The sequence below is a fragment of the Mycobacteroides chelonae CCUG 47445 genome (assembly GCF_001632805.1).
GTDB classification, from domain to species: Bacteria; Actinomycetota; Actinomycetes; order Mycobacteriales; family Mycobacteriaceae; genus Mycobacterium; species Mycobacterium chelonae.
In genome coordinates, this window is record NZ_CP007220.1 from 4,292,795 (window position 1) to 4,308,675 (window position 15,881).

The window sequence follows — 15,881 nt, forward strand, 5'->3', positions numbered from 1 at the left end:
CATAGTGTGGGCGGCGTGACGCCCATGTTCCCGCTGCAGTCGGTATTACTGCCGGGCGAGCCTTTACCGCTGCGCATCTTCGAGCCACGCTACGTCGCCCTGGTCCGGGACGTGATGGCCGCCGATCGCACCTTCGGCACCGTTCTGATCGCTCGCGGCCGAGAGGTCGGCGGCGGAGATATCCGGCACGACGTCGGCACCGCGGTCCGCGTCCTGGACTGCGAGTCCCTCGGCGCGGAGCGCTTCGCGTTGCGTTGCGAGGGTGCGTATCGAATCCGCATCACCCGGTGGCTCGACGATGATCCGTATCCGCGCGCCGAGACCGAACCGTGGCCCGACGAACTCGATGAGCGGGTGCTGCCGTTGAGTGCCCTCAACGAAGTGCAGGCACGTATCGAGAACCTGCTGCGCCGGGTCGCGACCGCACAACAGGTGCGCCTCCCCCGCCGGTGGTCCATCGCCACCGGGCTGCCCAGCGGCGCCGAAAAGCGGCTGTACGCGTTGGCATCTCGAGTGCCGATGGGTCAGGCCGATCGGCACGCCGTGCTGGCAGCGCCGACGTTGGAGGCGCGGGTTCACGCACTGAATGAGGCCGTCGACACCGTCACCGCGATGCTCGACTTCCGCGAGGCTTAAGTCAGCGCCGCCAACTGTTTGACGTGCGCCACACTGCGGCAACCGACCACCAGCATGGTGACCCCCGCGGCCTCCCACGTCTTGATCTGCTCGCGTACCTCGGCCTCGGTTCCGACGATGGTGGTGTCGAGCACCAACTCATCCGGAATCACTTCGGCCGCCTTGTCCTTGCGGTTGGTGCGGAACAGCTCGGTGACCTCATCAACCACCTCGCCGTAGCCCATGCGCCGATACACCTCGGCGTGGAAGTTGAGTTCAACCGCACCCATGCCCCCGATATACAAGGCGGAGAACGGCTTCAGCTGATCGAGCACCGAGCGGCGATCGTCGGTGACGATGACCTGCGCGGTGGCGGCGATCTCGAAGTCCTTGCGGCTGCGCCGGGCGCCGGGACGCGAGAAGCCCTCGTCGAGCCATTCGTTATACATGTCGGCGAGCCGCGGCGCGTAGAACATGGGCAGCCAGCCGTCGGCGATCTCAGCGGTCAACGCCACATTCTTCGGGCCCTCGGCGCCGAGGAAGATGGGGATATCGGCGCGCAGCGGGTGCACGATCGGCTTGAGCGGTTTGCCGAGCCCGGTGGCCTTGTCCCCGGTCAGCGGCAGCGGATAGTGCGGGCCGTCGCTGCGTACGGGCGCCTCGCGGGCCAATACCTGCCTGATGATGTCGATGTACTCGCGGGTGCGGGCCAGGGGTTTGGGGAACGGTTGTCCGTACCAGCCTTCCACCACCTGGGGCCCGGACACGCCCAGCCCCAGGATGTGGCGGCCACCGGAGAGGTGATCCAGCGTCAGGGCCGCCATGGCACAGGCCGTGGGCGTTCGCGCCGAGAGCTGAATCACCGAGGTACCCAACCTGATTCGGCTGGTGTCCGATCCCCACCAGGCCAACGGGGTGTACGCGTCGGAACCCCAGGCCTCGGCCGTGAAGACGGCGTCGAACCCGCCCTCCTCGGCGGCGGCCACCAGTTCGGGCGCGTTCTCCGGCGGGGAGGCCGACCAGTACCCCAGCTGCAATCCGAATTTCATGGCCCGACTGTAACCGGCGGGATATGCCGCGACCACCACCCTTGCGAAAAAAACTAGAACTTGTTCTACTCGGAGGTGTGACAGTCAGCCAAAGCAGCACAACCGGGCAATTGCCCCTCCTGACGGCACCCCTCGAACTGTCTTTTGATTACACCCGTTCGGTGGGACCGACCCTCTCCAAGTTCTTCACCGCCCTGCGCGATCGGCAGATTGTCGGCACCCGCGGCAGCGACGGCCGGGTTCACGTACCGGCGGCCGAGTACGACCCGGTGACCTACGCACCCCTGACCGAGGTGGTGCCGGTGTCGAGCGTGGGCACGGTGCAGTCGTGGTCCTGGCAGCCGGAGCCGCTCGAGGGCCAACCGCTGGCCACACCGTTCGCCTGGGCACTCATCAAGCTCGACGGTGCCGACACCGCGCTGCTGCACGCCGTCGACGTAGGAGCTGCGGGCTCCGCCGGTATCGAGACCGGTGCCCGCGTGCACGCGGTATGGGCCGATGAGACCGTCGGCGCGATCACCGACATCGCCTACTTCGCGCTCGGAGACCGTCCGATCGACGTGCCCGCGCCCGCGCCGGATCAGGAGCCGGTGACCATGCAGGTCACCCCCATCCGGCTGGAAGTTCAGCACATCACTTCACCGGAGGAGAGCGCCTATCTACGCGCTCTGGCCGAGGGCAAGCTGCTCGGCGGCCGCACCGGCGCGGGTGGACGCGTGTACTTCCCGGCTCGTGGTGCCGATCCCCTGACCGGTGAGCCCACCTCAGACCTGGTGGAAGTGGCCGACAAGGGCGTCGTCACCACCTTCGCGATCATCAACATCCCGTTCCCCGGGCAGCGCATCAAGCCGCCGTATGTGGCCGCATATGTGTTGCTCGACGGTGCCGACATTCCGTTCCTGCACCTCGTCTACGACATCGATCCGGCGGACGTCCGCATGGGCATGCGGGTCGAGGCCGTGTGGAAGCCCAAGGAGGAGTGGGGATACGGGATAGACAACATCCAGTACTTCCGCCCCACCGGTGAACCCGACGCCGACTACGAGACCTACAAGGACCGGATCTGATGAGTTCCGCTGCCCCCGCAGTAGCAGTTGTGGGCTTCGCCCACTCCCCTCACGTACGCAGCACCGAGGGCACCACCAACGGTGTCGAGATGCTGGTGCCCTGTTTCCGGGAGATCTACGCCGACCTCGGAATCACCAAGTCCGATATCGGCTTCTGGTGCTCGGGATCATCTGATTACCTGGCCGGGCGCGCCTTCTCGTTCATCTCGGCGATCGACTCGATCGGTGCGGTGCCGCCGATCAACGAGTCTCATGTGGAGATGGACGCGGCGTGGGCGCTGTACGAGGCCTACATCAAGATCCTCACCGGGCAGGTGGAGACCGCACTCGTCTACGGATTCGGGAAGTCGTCTGCCGGCACCCTACGCAGAGCCCTTGCCCTGCAGACCGATCCGTACACCGTCGCCCCGCTATGGCCCGATTCGGTGTCGTTGGCGGCGCTGCAGGCGCGGGTCGGTCTGGACTCGGGAAAGTGGACGAAGGAGCAGATGGCGCAGGTTGCCCTCGACGCCCTCGGCCGCGCCCAGCGCGTCGACTCCGAGGCCCCGGCCTCGAGCGTCGACGAGCTGCTGGCGCGCGAATACTTCGCCGACCCACTGCACAAGCACGACATCGCACCGATATCCGATGGCGCCTCGATCATGGTGCTGGCCTCCGGTGACCGCGCCCGCGAGCTGCGCGAAAACCCGGCGTGGATTACCGGATTCGAACATCGGATCGAGACACCGATACTCGGTGCCCGAGATCTGACCACCTCGCCATCCACAGCCGCCTCCGCGGCCGCCGCGACCGGCGGCGACACCTGTTCCATCGAGGTGGCCGAGTTGTACGCGCCGTTCAGCCATCAGCAGCTGATCCTCGCCGACGCCATTGGCCTCAAGGACTCCACGACCGTGAACCCTTCGGGCGGCACCCTGGTGGCCAACCCGATGTTCTCGGCCGGACTGGAGCGGATCGGCTTTGCCGCACAACATATCTGGAATGGTTCGGCAGGAAGGGTGCTGGCCCACGCGACCAGCGGGCCCGTACTTCAGCAGAACCTCGTCGCGGTGCTGGAGGGTAAGTAATCGTGGGTGCATCAAAAAACCTCGCTGCCGTGATCGGCACCGGGCAGACCAAGTACGTAGCCAAGCGCCACGACGTATCCATGAATGGTCTTGTCCGCGAAGCGATCGACCGGGCAATGACCGACGCGGGTGTCGGCTGGGACGATATCGACGCCGTCGTCGTGGGTAAGGCCCCCGACTTCTTCGAGGGCGTCATGATGCCCGAGCTCTTCATGGCGGACGCGATCGGCGCGACCGGAAAGCCCATGATCCGGGTACACACCGCCGGTTCGGTCGGTGGCTCCACCGGCGTGGTCGCGGCCAGCCTGGTGCAGTCGGGCAAGTACCGCCGCGTGCTGGCGCTGGCCTGGGAGAAGCAGTCCGAGTCGAATGCCATGTGGGCGTTGTCGATTCCGGTGCCGTTCTCGGTGCCCGTGGGCGCCGGCGCGGGCGGCTACTTCGCCCCACATGTGCGCGCATACATCGAACGTTCCAAGGCTCCGCTGGACACCGGAGCAATCGTCGCGGTCAAGGACCGGCTCAACGCGGCGAAGAACCCGCTGGCGCACCTTCACCAGCCCGATATCACCGTCGAGAAGGTGATGGCCTCTCCGATGTTGTGGGACCCGATCCGCTTCGACGAGACCTGCCCGTCCTCGGACGGCGCATGCGCAATCGTGGTGGGAGACGAACAAACCGCGGACGACCGTATCGCCGACGGCCATACGGTCGCTTGGGTGCATGCCACCGCGCTACGTACCGAGCCGCTCGACTACACCGGACGCGACCGGGTGAACCCGCAGGCAGGACGCGACGCCGCGGCGGCGTTGTGGCGTGACGCGGGAATCACCAGCCCGATCGACGAGATCGACGCCGCAGAGATCTACGTCCCGTTCTCGTGGTTCGAGCCGATGTGGCTGGAGAACCTGGGATTCGCGGCCGAGGGTGAGGGCTGGAAGCTGACCCAGGCCGGCGAGACCGCCATTGGTGGCCGGATCCCCGTCAACGCCTCCGGCGGTGTGCTCTCCTCGAATCCGATTGGGGCCTCGGGCCTCATCCGGTTCGCGGAGGCTGCCATCCAGGTGATGGGCAAGGCCGGTGACCATCAGGTGCCGGGCGCCAAGAAGGCATTGGGCCACGCCTACGGCGGCGGTTCGCAGTACTACTCGATGTGGGTCGTGGGAAGCGAAAAGCCCGCAGGGAATGGGAGTAAGGCATGAGCCTCGCCGATGAAGCGGGCAAGCGTTCCCGTGCGGCCGTCGAAGCCCGCGACAAGCAGGCCTGGGTCGACAACTTCGCCGACGACGGCGTAGTGCAGGATCCGGTGGGTCCGTCGCCGTTCGATCCCGAGGGCAAGGGGCATCGCGGCAAGGAGGCCATTGGGGCTTTCTGGGACAACATCATTGCCCCCACCGAGAACCTGGATTTCATCTTCGACGCCACCTATGACTGCGGCACACATCAGGCCAACGTGGGCCGGATCGTCACCACGATGAACGGCTACCAGATGACGGCCGAGGGTGTGTTCACCTACGAGGCCAATGACGAGGGCAAGCTCGTCGTGTTGCGCGCGTACTGGGAGTTCGAGAAGGTGGCGGGGACCGCCAAGAAGGTCTGACTCCGCCGAACCACATAAAGACCCCCGCGCTCGCAGCGACGGGGGCCTTTATGTCTTCGCGCTAAGAGGCCTGGCGACCGGCGCTGATCATCTCCTCGCGCGGTACCACTTTGATGCGTTCGCGACCCTGTTCCTCGCCGAGGGCTACCTCGTGAGCATCGAGCCGTTCCCACTCCTCCCACGTGGTGTAGTCAATCCCGCTTCCCCGTAGATGCGCGAAAATCGCATCGGGGTCGGAGATTTCGGCGGGTTGAATACCCGGGAGGTCTGCCAGCAGGCTGGAAATCGTCTCGGCGGCGTCAGATTTGGTGTGTCCGATCAAGCCCACAGGCCCGCGCTTGACCCAGCCCGTGACGTAGGTCGATTCGACCGGGATTCCGTCGATATCGAGCACCCGCCCGGCGTCGTGCGGGACAACCCCGGCGTGGTGGTCGAACGGCAGATCCGCCAGGTGCGAGGAGATGTAGCCGACCGCGCGGTAGACCGCCTGCACCGGCCAGTCGGTGTATTCGCCTGTTCCCCTGACAGTTCCGTTGCCGATGAGTTCGGTGCGCTCGGTGCGCAGGGCTTCGACCCGATCGATCCCCAGCACGGCCGCGGGCGACTGGCACAGGTGGATGTGGATGCGGTGCGGCGCGCCGGTGGGCTCGGTGTCGAGGTACTTCATCATGGTGTCGACGACGAGCTTGGTGGCCTTACTGGAATTGATGGCCTGCTGGCTGCCCTCGTCGATCTCAAATCCCTCTGGGTGCACGATGACATCCACACTCGGCGAGTGGGACAGCTCGCGAAACTCCATGGGGCTGAACTTGATCTGCGCCGGACCACGCCGTGCGAAGACGTGCACGTCGGTGGCCTGGTTGAGCGCCAGACCCTGATAGACGTTGGCGGGGATCTCGGTGCTGAGCTGTTCGTCGGCGGGCTTGGCCAGCATGCGCGCGATATCCAGGGCCACATTTCCGGCTCCCAGCACCGCAACGCTCTTGGCCGTCAGCGGCCAGTCACGTGGCACGTCGGGATGACCGTCGTACCAGGAGACGAAGTCGGCGGCGCCATAGCTTTCCGGAAGGTCGATACCGGGGATGTCGAGGTCACGGTCGGCGCGCGCGCCAGTCGAGAAGATCACCGCGTCATAGAAGCGCCGCAGATCCGAGAGCTTGATGTCGGTGCCGTAGTGGACATTGCCGATGAACCGAATCTCGTCGCGCGAGAGCACCCGGCGCAGCGCCTTGATGATCTCCTTGATGCGGGGATGATCGGGAGCCACGCCGTAACGCACCAAGCCATAGGGCGCAGGCAGCCGATCGAACACATCGACCTGCGCCTGCTCGTACTCCTTGGTGAGGATGTCGGCGGCGTAGATACCGGCCGGACCTGCGCCGATAACCGCGACTCGGATCTTCCTCATGCCATCCCCTTTGATTCGGACATTGATTAGGTAAGGCAAGCCTAAAAAGAATTCCGAAGAAAGTGGGACGCACGTCCAGAGATCCTGGTCACACTCCCGATCGCATCTCAGTAGCCTGAACGCGTGCTCATCGCGCTCATCCTCATCGGCGTAGTCGTGGCGGTTCCGCTCGCCCTATTCGCACTGCTCGTAGCCGGTATCCGGATGCAGATCCCCGCGATACTCAACGCGATCCGCCGGTTCAATCGCGCCGTCACCAACCCGAGGGTGATGACAACCGCCGGTACCGCATCCACATCAACAGCGGTCATCCACCACACCGGCAGGAACAGCGGACGTGCCTACGAGACCCCGGTCGAGGCCTTCGACACACACGAGAACACCGTGCTCATCCTCTTGCCGTACGGCGCGAACGCCGACTGGGTCCGCAATGTCATCGCGCGGGGCGGCGCCGAATTGGTCCGGGCCGGGGAAACTCTGCGCCTTACCGACCCACGCGTGGTCCACACCGCCCAGGTGCGTGCCCAGCTGCCCGCCAAGGAATTGCGGATGCAGCGGGTGTTCAACGTGCCCGACTGCCTGCAGCTGAGCAGGCCGTAGCGGTTAGGTGTCCAAACCGGCCAGGTAGCGCTGCCCGAGTGCCTGGTACGCGGCCGGAACACCCTTGGTGAGGAACTCCGCCGGAGTACCCGCAACAGGGCCCTTGACCTTGGCGGGCGATCCCATCACCAGCACGTCCTCCGGAATCTGGGCGCCGCCGAGCACCAACGAACCCGCCGCCACCATGCTGCGCGAACCGATGGAGGCGCCGTCGAGCACGGTCGCGTGATTTCCGATCAGGGCGCCATCGCCCACGGTGCAGCTGTGCACCAGGCACATGTGGGCCACGGTGGCACCCTCGCCGATATCGACCGGCATCCCCGGGTCGCTGTGCAGCACCGACCCGTCCTGAATGTTGGCGCCCGCACGAATGACAATCGGCGCGTAATCGGCACGAAGAACCGTGTTGAACCAGATCGAAGCACCGGCTTCCACCGTGACGTCTCCGATAAGACAGGCGGTCGGCGCGACGAACGCCTCCGGGTGGACGCTCGGGCTTTTTCCGTCGAGTGAGTACAAAGGCATGCGCAGACCCTAGCCAAGGCCACTATTTCCGCTTGTGGCAGGCACATTTCTTGCGCCCCGGGGGGTCAAAACTGTAACCTGTTCTAGTTGAAGATGGTCGCCCGAGCGGCCAGCATTGAAACACTTGGAGGCAGCCCCGCCATGAGCACAGATACCGCAGCAGGAACCGGCGTTCGCGAGATCGACACTGGTGAGCTTCCGACGCGTTATGCCCGTGGTTGGCATTGCTTGGGTGTTGCCGAGAGTTTCCGCGACGGTGAGCCCCATGCGATCGATGCGTTCGGCACCAAGTTGGTGGTTTTCGCCGACTCCCAGGGAGAGCTCAAAGTCCTTGATGCCTACTGCCGTCACATGGGCGGGGATCTGTCCCAGGGCAGCATCAAGGGCGACAACGTGGCCTGCCCGTTCCACGACTGGCGCTGGGGCGGCGACGGCAAATGCAAGCTCGTCCCCTACGCCAAGCGCACCCCGAAGCTGGCCCGCACCCGCGCTTGGACCACCGACATCAAAAGCGGTCTGCTGTTCGTCTGGCATGACGCCGAGGGCAACGGCCCCACCGAGGACGTTGCAATCCCGGAGGTTCCCGAGTACCACGACGACGGCTGGACCACCTGGGACTGGAACACCATCGTCATCGAGGGCTCCAACTGCCGCGAAATCGTCGACAACGTCACCGATATGGCGCACTTCTACTACATCCACTTCGGCTTCCCGACCTTCTTCAAGAACGTTTTCGAAGGACACATCGCCTCCCAATATCTGCGCACCGTCGGACGTCCGGATGTCACCCTGGGCGGTTCCTCGCAGTACACCGGCGAGCAGATCCTGGACTCAGAAGCCTCCTACTTCGGGCCCTCATTCATGATCAACTGGCTGCACAACAACTACGGCGGCTACAAAGCCGAGTCAATCCTGATCAACTGCCACTACCCGATCGATCAGAATTCCTTTGTGCTGCAATACGGTGTCATCGTCCAAAAGCCCGAAGGCATGGACGAGAAAATGACCGGCAAGCTCTCACGCGCGATGACCAAGGGTGTCGGACAAGGCTTCCTGCAAGACGTCGTGATCTGGAAGAACAAAACCCGCATTGACAACCCGCTGCTCGTCGAAGAAGACGGCGCCGTCTACCAGATGCGCCGCTGGTACTCACAGTTCTATGTCGACAAGGCCGACGTCACTCCGGAGATGACCGACCGATTCGAACTCGAAATCGACACCACCAAGGCCAACGAATTCTGGCACGGCGAGGTCGACGAAAACCTCAAACGCCAAGCCGAAGAGAAGGCTTCTGCAGAATCTCAAGCCGAGGTCGAATCTCCTGCTGAGGCGACGCAAAGCTAGTGCCATGACTGAAGTTTCGGCAGGGTCATCCTTGACTGAGAAGAACACCAGCCCACCACCGGTGGAGGACCTGGCGCAGTCAATGCTGGCACTGCACGGCGCCCATGGGGACGACCACGACCATCTGCCGACGGGGCGACCGAACGGACACTGGTCGAAGGCGCCGGCCTTCGAGCACGATCCAGAACGCGCCGCACGCCTACATGAGGCAACCGAGGACGACAAACAGCGGTATCTGACCTCCGGCTTACAGGAGGTCGACTGCCGGTTCTGCCATGGCTCGGTGATGGTGAAGAAACTCGGCGTCAATCACACTGCCGTGCAATGGAATGCCGCGGCCGCAGGGCGATGCGCGTTCTTCGCGCAGATGCGCGAGGAGGGCACCAACACCGCGCGGGTGCGCGGGTGCCCGCGTCTATCTGACAGCATCGCGCATGCCGTGGCCGAGGGTTGCCTCGACCCGATCTGCACGGCTCCGCCTCCCGGAGACGGCTGACCTAAAGCTCCAGCAGCACGGTCACCGGACCGTCATTGATCAGTTCAACGCTCATGTGTGCTCCGAACACGCCGTCTTCCACGTGCGCGCCGAGGCTGCGCAGGGCGTCGGCGAATGCCGTCACGATCGGTTCGGCGACGCTTGCGGGTGCCGCCGCGTTCCACGCCGGACGACGCCCCTTCTTCGTGTTGGCATACAACGTGAATTGACTGACCACCAGTACCGGGGCACCTAGGTCGGCAGCAGACTTCTCATCATCGAGAATGCGCAGCTGCCACAGTTTTTCTGCGAGTTGAGCGGCCTTGTCGGCATCGTCGTCGTGGGTGACACCCACCAAAGCCAACAGTCCCTGACCTTCGGGGCGGATCGCACCAACCACCTGCCCGTCGACGGACACGGCTGCCGAAGTGACCCGCTGCACCAGAACACGCACGCTACGACCCTATCAGCGCTGCCAGTTTTTCCGCCTGTGCCCTAATCTCCACGAATGACGTTGTTTCCCAGAGGTTTCCACGCCGCAATGGCCCTATTGCCCACATGGGCACCACGCCAGGTAGCAGCCTTCCATCAGTATCGGTATCCAACCCGAGGTTCAGTGGGCCGGGTCGCGCCAGTCCGTCGGCAAGGAGTTGGTTCCACAACCGATCGGCACCGGCGGTGAGATCGTATTGCGGCCCGGTGCAATTGATCACCGCGCGCACGCAGTGTCCCGATGGTCTCGCGCCGCAGTAGATGCAGGGCGACAAGCGTTCCCGCCGCGCCGGCGCCTACTACGGCGATGCGGGTCACAGCCCCGCGAACCGCTCCATCACCGCTTCCTTACTCAGCCCATAGTCGGCAAGCGAGTAGACATGCTTGGGTGCGCGCGGGCCCTTTTGACTCTCATCGTTCATCTTCTGCATCTCCACCAGAGCGGACGCCGACAGCTCCAATCCAAAGTGCCGGTAAATGGATTCAACGGTGCCGATCGGATCGGAGATGAAGTCGAAGTAGTCGACATCGCAGAATTGCGCCTCGTCGTACTTGGTGCGCGCGGACTTGAACGACTCCAGGCCACGAGCCCAGGTATCCAGCTGATCAGCGCCGAGAGTGGCGCCGACAAAGGTCTCCGACCAGCCTGCCGTCGCATGCTCGTTGAGCGAGCAGACCGAGGCAATGATGGTCTCGGCGGGGCGGTGCGTCTGGATGACCAATGCATCCGGGTACACCTCCATGAGCGCATCAAGGGCAAAAAGATGACTCGGATTCTTGAGCACCCAACGCTTTTCGATGTCATTGAGACCGATCAGCTGCAAGTTGGCCCGATAACGGCGGTAGGCCGGGGTCCAGTCCTGCTGCGACAACCACTGTGCGTAGGAGGGCACGTGCGCAAGACATTCATACGAAACCGAGTGCACCGACTGCCGCAGAAGCTGCCAGCATTCCTCGACCTCGGTGGCCGACATGTAATGCAGCCCCATAAATTCCGGGTTCTCCACGTGGTGCTTGGAGAACTGCTCCTCCAACTGTTGGTACACCGGATTGGCATCCCAGGTATCGCGCGCCGGTCGAGGCTGCGGGAAGTCGGCCAGCCACATCTCCAGCCCCTGATGCATCGGATCAGCGTTGAGCAGGCGGTGCAGCGCGGTGGTGCCCGTGCGCGGTAGTCCGGTGACAAAGATGGGTCGATCGATGGCGACCTGCGCATGGTCGGGGTGCGCCTTGAATGCCGCTTCGCTGAGCAACCGTGCGCCCAACGCACCACGCAGGAATACCCGAGACATCTTGGAGCCCAACGGGGTCAGCCCGGCTTCACTGTGATACGAGTCGAGCAGCACCCCAAGCGCTTCACGGTAGTTGTCGACGGCCCCGTCCCCGAAGTCGTTCAGTCCGATCAGCCGGGTGGCCGACTCGTGCAAATCGTCGACGGTGCCGACGCTGGTGCGCTCTGTGTTTGATTCAAGACTCATGTGGATTCTCCTTGTGGCTAAGCGTGGAACTCGCCGCAGTTGACATCGAGGGCCTGGCCGGTGATTCCGCTCGCCAGGTTGGACGCAAGGAACAGCACGGCGTTGGCCACTTCCTCGGTGGTCGGAAGCCGTTTGAGATCGGAGTTCGCGGCCGTGTATTCGTAGATCTGCTCGACGGTGCCGCCGTACTTCTTGGCCTGATGCTCGAAGTAGCCCTTGAGGTTCTCACCCCACATGTATCCGGGTACCACCGAGTTCACCCGAACTCCCAGTGGCCCCAATTCTGTGGCCAACGACTGTGACATGGCCAGCAGCGCGGACTTGGCGATTTTGTAACTGCCGTAACGGATCTGCGAGTGCCGGATGACCATCGAGTTGATGTTGACCACCGCCCCGTTCGATCGGGCGAGCGCACCCGCAAAGCCCTGCGTCAGTCTCAGCGTACCGACCACCGTGAGTTCGACGCTATCGCGAATATGCTGATAGTCCGTCTTCTCCAAAGACTTCATCGAGGGAATGCTAAAGGCGTTGTTGACAAGGACGTCGATGCTTCCGAATGTTTCGGTGGCACGTTCGACGAGGTTGGCGACACTGGACTCATCGGTGATATCTGTGGCCACCGCAAGGGCCTTGCGCCCGGTCGCGGTGATCTGTTCGGCCGCCTCTTCGAGGCGCGACTGGGTACGTGCCGCGAGGACGACATCGGCACCGGCCGCGGCGAACTTGGTGGCCAGTGCGCCGCCCAACCCTGGGCCGATACCGGACACCACGACAACCTTGCCGTCAAAGTCAAGGAGACTCATCAGCCCAACATCCTTGTCCCGATGGCTATCTGACGCTCGGCGATCCGACCGCGCCAGCCCTCCGCGTTGATCTGATTCAGTGCGTAATGCGGCAGTTTCGCGGGAACATCACCGATCGCGACCACCTCGACCGTCGGGCCGTCGGCGGCCGTAAGCGGGCGATCGGCCCGCTGCCACCGGAACTGAAGGTATGCACGGCGATGCCCCAGCGTCTCAATCCAGTTGGTGACACCAGGATTGGCATTACTCACCACCATCCGAATGTTGCCATCCGGGTCAACCTGAGCCTGGCTGGAGTTCAGCGAGGTCTGATGGTTGATGTAATCGAGCGAGATGTACCACAGGCTTCCGAGCTGAAAACCCTGATACGGCGCATCGGATTTGGGGACGGTGATGATCATCGCCTGATCGTCGGCCAGGTCATAGTGCCCCACCGAGGAGAACTGCGTGGCCAGACCGCCGGGCGTGAGTCGCGGCTCGGTCATGGTGTTGACAGGCAGATTGTCGTAGAACCATTTGGGGAATTGCAGCCAGGTCTTGACCCGGTTCACCAGCTGCTTACCAGCACTGGCGTAACGCTTTTCGATCTGCCCCTTGGTCAGGGGGGCCGGTGCGGTGCCCGCGGTGTCCACCCGCGCGATGGCGAGGGTGCCGCGCTGCGCACGCCAGTCGCTGTACACCTCACGCATGACCAGCTGCGCCGGCCCCGGACCGAGGGTGAAGTAGTTGGGTCGCGACTCACTTGCCGGCCCTGGACCGAAACGGACTTCGAAGCTGCCGTCGCTCTCGATATGAATTTCGCGATCGTCGAAGGCGATGGCGCTTCCCGGCACGTTCTTGTCGGTGTAATCACCACCGCCGAGCACCTGGAAGCTCAAATCCGCAGTGGTGCCCCGTGTTCCGGTGACCACATACTCGAACTCGCCATTGACCCGCGCGCCGAAGTAGAGAGTGTCGGGGTTGTCCAATCCCATTTTCGTGAATGGCCCCGTGCCAGAAAGAAGGAATGGGTGATCGCGGTCGGTATGAAACGCCATGTGCGTACAGGCCGCAATCCCCTGCGCCAGATACTGAAGCCCCTCAAGCAGGTCGGCCTCGGTGTCGATGTGGGGCGCGGCGACAATCAGCTCCTCGGCTTCCGCGATCGCGGCGGTGAATGCCTCGCTGTACATGGCGCTCCTGACTGGTACAAATATGTACCGCAGTGGTAGAATCCCTCCAGACATTAGAGCGCCCCGCCAGGTACGTCAAGAATGTCCGGATCTACGCAGGGGCACAGGAGGTTTCGCCGGTGGTCGAGGAACGGGACAATGGGGCAGGCAGGACATCGCCCCCTGCCGAACGTGTGATGGCCGTACTCGATTTCCTGGCACGACACCGCACCGAGCGCTTCGGACTGTCCGAATTGGCGCGCCGGTTGGGACTGAGTAAGCCGACCTGCCTGGGCATCGTGACCACCCTGGCCGAGTCCGGGTATCTCATCCGGGATGACCGTGACAAGACGTACAGCCTGGGCCCGGCGCTCATCCGTGTCGGCAGAGCCGCCCAGGAATCGCTGCGCGCCAAGCCGGCGAGCCGCGATCAATTACTCATGCTTACCCGAGAATTCGGACATACCGCGGCGTTGTCCGCTGTTGTCAGCGATCGGGTCACGGTGCTGGAAGTGGTCAGCGACCCCGACCATCCGGTCCGGGTCGAGGTAGGCCAGAGTTATCCGTTCACTCCACCCGTGGGCCTGATGTTTGTGCTCTGGGACACCGACGAAACCATCGCCTCCTGGCTGGGCAAGGACCCGACCGCGCCCGGCCGTACCGCAGATGAACGGCTGCGCAAGGTGATCCAGGAATGCCGGACCGACGGCTATCTCGTCGAACTGCTGACCCCCGCCGGACGGCAGCTGTACTCACTCATGGCCGGAGTTCCCGGTGACATCCCCAACGAGCTGCGCGCCCTCCTCGGCGAGATCGTGTCGGGAATCGGCGAGCGGGTCTACCTGCGCAGCGAGAACTACACAGTCGGCTCGGGGGCGAAAGTACGCCACCGGGTAAACGTCATGTCAGCGCCGGTCTACGACCACAACGGCAAGCAGGCAATGGTCGCGAGCCTCTACATCGGCGACGACCTCACCGATGCGGAGATCACCGTGCGCGCCAAGGCTCTGGTACACACCGCCGACGGAATCACCGAACACATCGGCGGCATCAAGCCCGCCTAGCTCCACCGTTTCTCATCGTCCTCCCCTCCGCCGAGTGTGCGCAGCACCGCCCACACTCGGCGGTGTGGTCACCGCATCCCATTGACACCCAACGAGAACACGTTCTAATCTGGGCTGGACCGAATACGAACCGATACGGTACATATTTGGACCGAATGGAGTAATCGCATGCCGACATCGCCCGATGTTCTTCGCCCCAGAGGCTCATCACCCGCCGAGTCATACGAGTTATCGCACTTGAACGCCCTGGAAGCCGAGGCCGTCTACATCTTCCGCGAAGTTGCGGCGACCTTCGAAAGACCCGTGCTGCTCTTCTCCGGCGGCAAGGATTCCGTGGTCATGCTCCACGTCGCGGCCAAGGCATTCTGGCCAGCGCCACTGCCCTTCCCCGTCATGCATATCGACACCGGGCACAACTTCGACGAGGTCATCGCTTTCCGCGACGAGACGGTCGGCCGCTACAACCTGCGGCTGGAAATCGGCAGTGTGCAGGACGACATCGACTCGGGTGCCGTCGTCGAGGAGACCGGACCGGGGGCCACGCGTAACCGTCTACAGACCGCGACGTTGTTGCGCAGCATCAACGAGCATCGCTTCGACGCCGTGTTCGGCGGCGCGCGCCGCGACGAGGAAAAGGCCCGCGCCAAGGAGCGAGTATTCAGCTTCCGTGATGAGTTCGGCCAATGGGATCCACGGGCTCAGCGCCCGGAACTCTGGAACATCTACAACGGTCGCCACCGCAAGGGTGAACACATCCGGGTATTCCCGCTGTCCAACTGGACCGAGCTGGATATCTGGCAGTACATCGAATCGGAGGACATCACGCTGCCTCCGCTGTATTACGCACACAAACGCAATGTGGTGGAACGCGACGGAATGCTGTTGGCGGAGACTAGATTCCTCACCCTGCAGCCGGGCGAGGAACTCGTCGAGAAGTCGGTTCGGTTCCGCACGATCGGTGACGCGACGTGCACGGGCGCCGTCGAATCTGTCGCCTCAACTCCCAGCGCGGTAGTGGAAGAGGTTGCGGCAACCCGCATCACCGAGCGGGGTGCCACCCGCGCCGATGACCGGATCTCCGAAGCCGGCATGGAAGACCGCAAGAAGGAAGGGTACTTCTGATGAGCCGCTCGCGCGAAGAACAAC

The 15,881-nt window shown here is 63.6% G+C and carries 17 protein-coding genes and 1 pseudogene; 10 read left to right on the forward strand and 8 right to left on the reverse strand.

What is annotated here, in order from left to right; all coding sequences use genetic code 11:
- The first annotated feature begins 6 nt into the window (after window positions 1-6).
- Window positions 7-636 (forward strand): LON peptidase substrate-binding domain-containing protein, encoded by a 630-nt coding sequence (locus BB28_RS21005; protein ID WP_191985242.1) that lies wholly within the window; start codon window positions 7-9, stop codon window positions 634-636.
- On the opposite strand, the gene BB28_RS21010 is transcribed toward BB28_RS21005, so the two are convergent.
- Window positions 633-1,664: an LLM class F420-dependent oxidoreductase gene (locus tag BB28_RS21010; protein ID WP_046256042.1), complete on the reverse strand. Its 1,032-nt coding sequence runs from the start codon at window positions 1,662-1,664 to the stop codon at window positions 633-635. The two genes, BB28_RS21005 and BB28_RS21010, sit on opposite strands and share 4 nt — an antisense overlap.
- A gap of 77 nt (window positions 1,665-1,741) precedes the next feature.
- Between BB28_RS21010 and BB28_RS21015 the strand changes: the two genes are divergently transcribed.
- From BB28_RS21015 to BB28_RS21030, 4 genes are read left to right on the forward strand one after another with little or no spacing between them, the layout of a single operon-like run.
- Window positions 1,742-2,731, forward strand: coding sequence for a Zn-ribbon domain-containing OB-fold protein (locus BB28_RS21015; protein ID WP_109550480.1), 990 nt, complete (start codon window positions 1,742-1,744; stop codon window positions 2,729-2,731).
- On the forward strand, window positions 2,731-3,798 hold the full coding sequence (locus tag BB28_RS21020) for a thiolase domain-containing protein (protein ID WP_046254906.1): 1,068 nt from the start codon (window positions 2,731-2,733) through the stop codon (window positions 3,796-3,798). Before BB28_RS21015 ends, BB28_RS21020 begins: the two co-directional genes overlap by 1 nt.
- A 2-nt stretch (window positions 3,799-3,800) precedes the next feature.
- Window positions 3,801-4,997, forward strand: a complete 1,197-nt coding sequence (locus tag BB28_RS21025; RefSeq protein ID WP_109550479.1) for a thiolase domain-containing protein — start codon at window positions 3,801-3,803, stop codon at window positions 4,995-4,997.
- A complete protein-coding gene (locus tag BB28_RS21030) occupies window positions 4,994-5,395 on the forward strand; it encodes a nuclear transport factor 2 family protein (RefSeq protein WP_046254908.1) in 402 nt (133 codons plus the stop codon). Before BB28_RS21025 ends, BB28_RS21030 begins: the two co-directional genes overlap by 4 nt.
- 61 nt (window positions 5,396-5,456) lie before the next feature.
- Here BB28_RS21030 and BB28_RS21035 read toward each other — a convergent pair whose 3' ends face one another.
- The gene (locus tag BB28_RS21035; protein WP_046254909.1) at window positions 5,457-6,803 is read right to left on the reverse strand and encodes an FAD-dependent oxidoreductase; all 1,347 of its coding nucleotides are present in this window, start codon (window positions 6,801-6,803) and stop codon (window positions 5,457-5,459) included.
- 123 nt (window positions 6,804-6,926) lie between these two features.
- Here BB28_RS21035 and BB28_RS21040 point away from each other — a divergent pair, with 123 nt between their 5' ends.
- Complete coding sequence (locus BB28_RS21040; RefSeq protein ID WP_046254910.1) at window positions 6,927-7,403, forward strand: nitroreductase family deazaflavin-dependent oxidoreductase; 477 nt, start codon at window positions 6,927-6,929, stop codon at window positions 7,401-7,403.
- 3 nt (window positions 7,404-7,406) lie between these two features.
- On the opposite strand, the gene BB28_RS21045 is transcribed toward BB28_RS21040, so the two are convergent.
- A complete protein-coding gene (locus BB28_RS21045; RefSeq protein WP_046254911.1) occupies window positions 7,407-7,928 on the reverse strand; it encodes a gamma carbonic anhydrase family protein in 522 nt (173 codons plus the stop codon).
- Between the two features lie 141 nt (window positions 7,929-8,069).
- On the opposite strand from BB28_RS21045, the gene BB28_RS21050 reads away from it, so the two are divergent.
- Window positions 8,070-9,272 carry a 3-ketosteroid-9-alpha-monooxygenase, oxygenase component gene (locus BB28_RS21050; protein WP_046254912.1) on the forward strand — a complete coding sequence of 401 codons (1,203 nt, stop codon included), beginning with the start codon at window positions 8,070-8,072 and terminating at the stop codon, window positions 9,270-9,272.
- 61 nt (window positions 9,273-9,333) lie between these two features.
- Window positions 9,334-9,768: a hypothetical protein gene (locus BB28_RS21055; protein WP_081252303.1), complete on the forward strand. Its 435-nt coding sequence runs from the start codon at window positions 9,334-9,336 to the stop codon at window positions 9,766-9,768.
- Between the two features lies 1 nt (window position 9,769).
- Here BB28_RS21055 and dtd read toward each other — a convergent pair whose 3' ends face one another.
- The 5 genes and pseudogenes from dtd to BB28_RS21075 form a co-directional block, all read right to left on the reverse strand.
- Window positions 9,770-10,201, reverse strand: coding sequence for a D-aminoacyl-tRNA deacylase (dtd, locus tag BB28_RS21060; protein WP_046254914.1), 432 nt, complete (start codon window positions 10,199-10,201; stop codon window positions 9,770-9,772).
- Window position 10,202: 1 nt separating this feature from the next.
- Window positions 10,203-10,469: pseudogene (locus BB28_RS24760) on the reverse strand (FAD/NAD(P)-binding protein); the annotation flags it as partial.
- An 84-nt stretch (window positions 10,470-10,553) separates the two neighbouring features.
- Entirely contained in the window at window positions 10,554-11,717 is a 1,164-nt protein-coding gene (locus BB28_RS21065) for a sulfotransferase family protein (protein WP_046254915.1), read from the reverse strand.
- A gap of 17 nt (window positions 11,718-11,734) precedes the next feature.
- Entirely contained in the window at window positions 11,735-12,520 is a 786-nt protein-coding gene (locus tag BB28_RS21070; protein WP_046254916.1) for an SDR family oxidoreductase, read from the reverse strand.
- Window positions 12,520-13,692 carry a hypothetical protein gene (locus BB28_RS21075; protein WP_046254917.1) on the reverse strand — a complete coding sequence of 391 codons (1,173 nt, stop codon included), beginning with the start codon at window positions 13,690-13,692 and terminating at the stop codon, window positions 12,520-12,522. Before BB28_RS21075 ends, BB28_RS21070 begins: the two co-directional genes overlap by 1 nt.
- Window positions 13,693-13,811: 119 nt before the next feature.
- Here BB28_RS21075 and BB28_RS21080 point away from each other — a divergent pair, with 119 nt between their 5' ends.
- Together BB28_RS21080 and cysD are read left to right on the forward strand one after the other, a co-directional pair.
- Window positions 13,812-14,735: an IclR family transcriptional regulator gene (locus tag BB28_RS21080; protein ID WP_046254918.1), complete on the forward strand. Its 924-nt coding sequence runs from the start codon at window positions 13,812-13,814 to the stop codon at window positions 14,733-14,735.
- Between the two features lie 168 nt (window positions 14,736-14,903).
- A complete protein-coding gene (gene cysD, locus BB28_RS21085) occupies window positions 14,904-15,857 on the forward strand; it encodes a sulfate adenylyltransferase subunit CysD (RefSeq protein ID WP_046254919.1) in 954 nt (317 codons plus the stop codon).
- Window positions 15,858-15,881 lie beyond the last annotated feature (24 nt).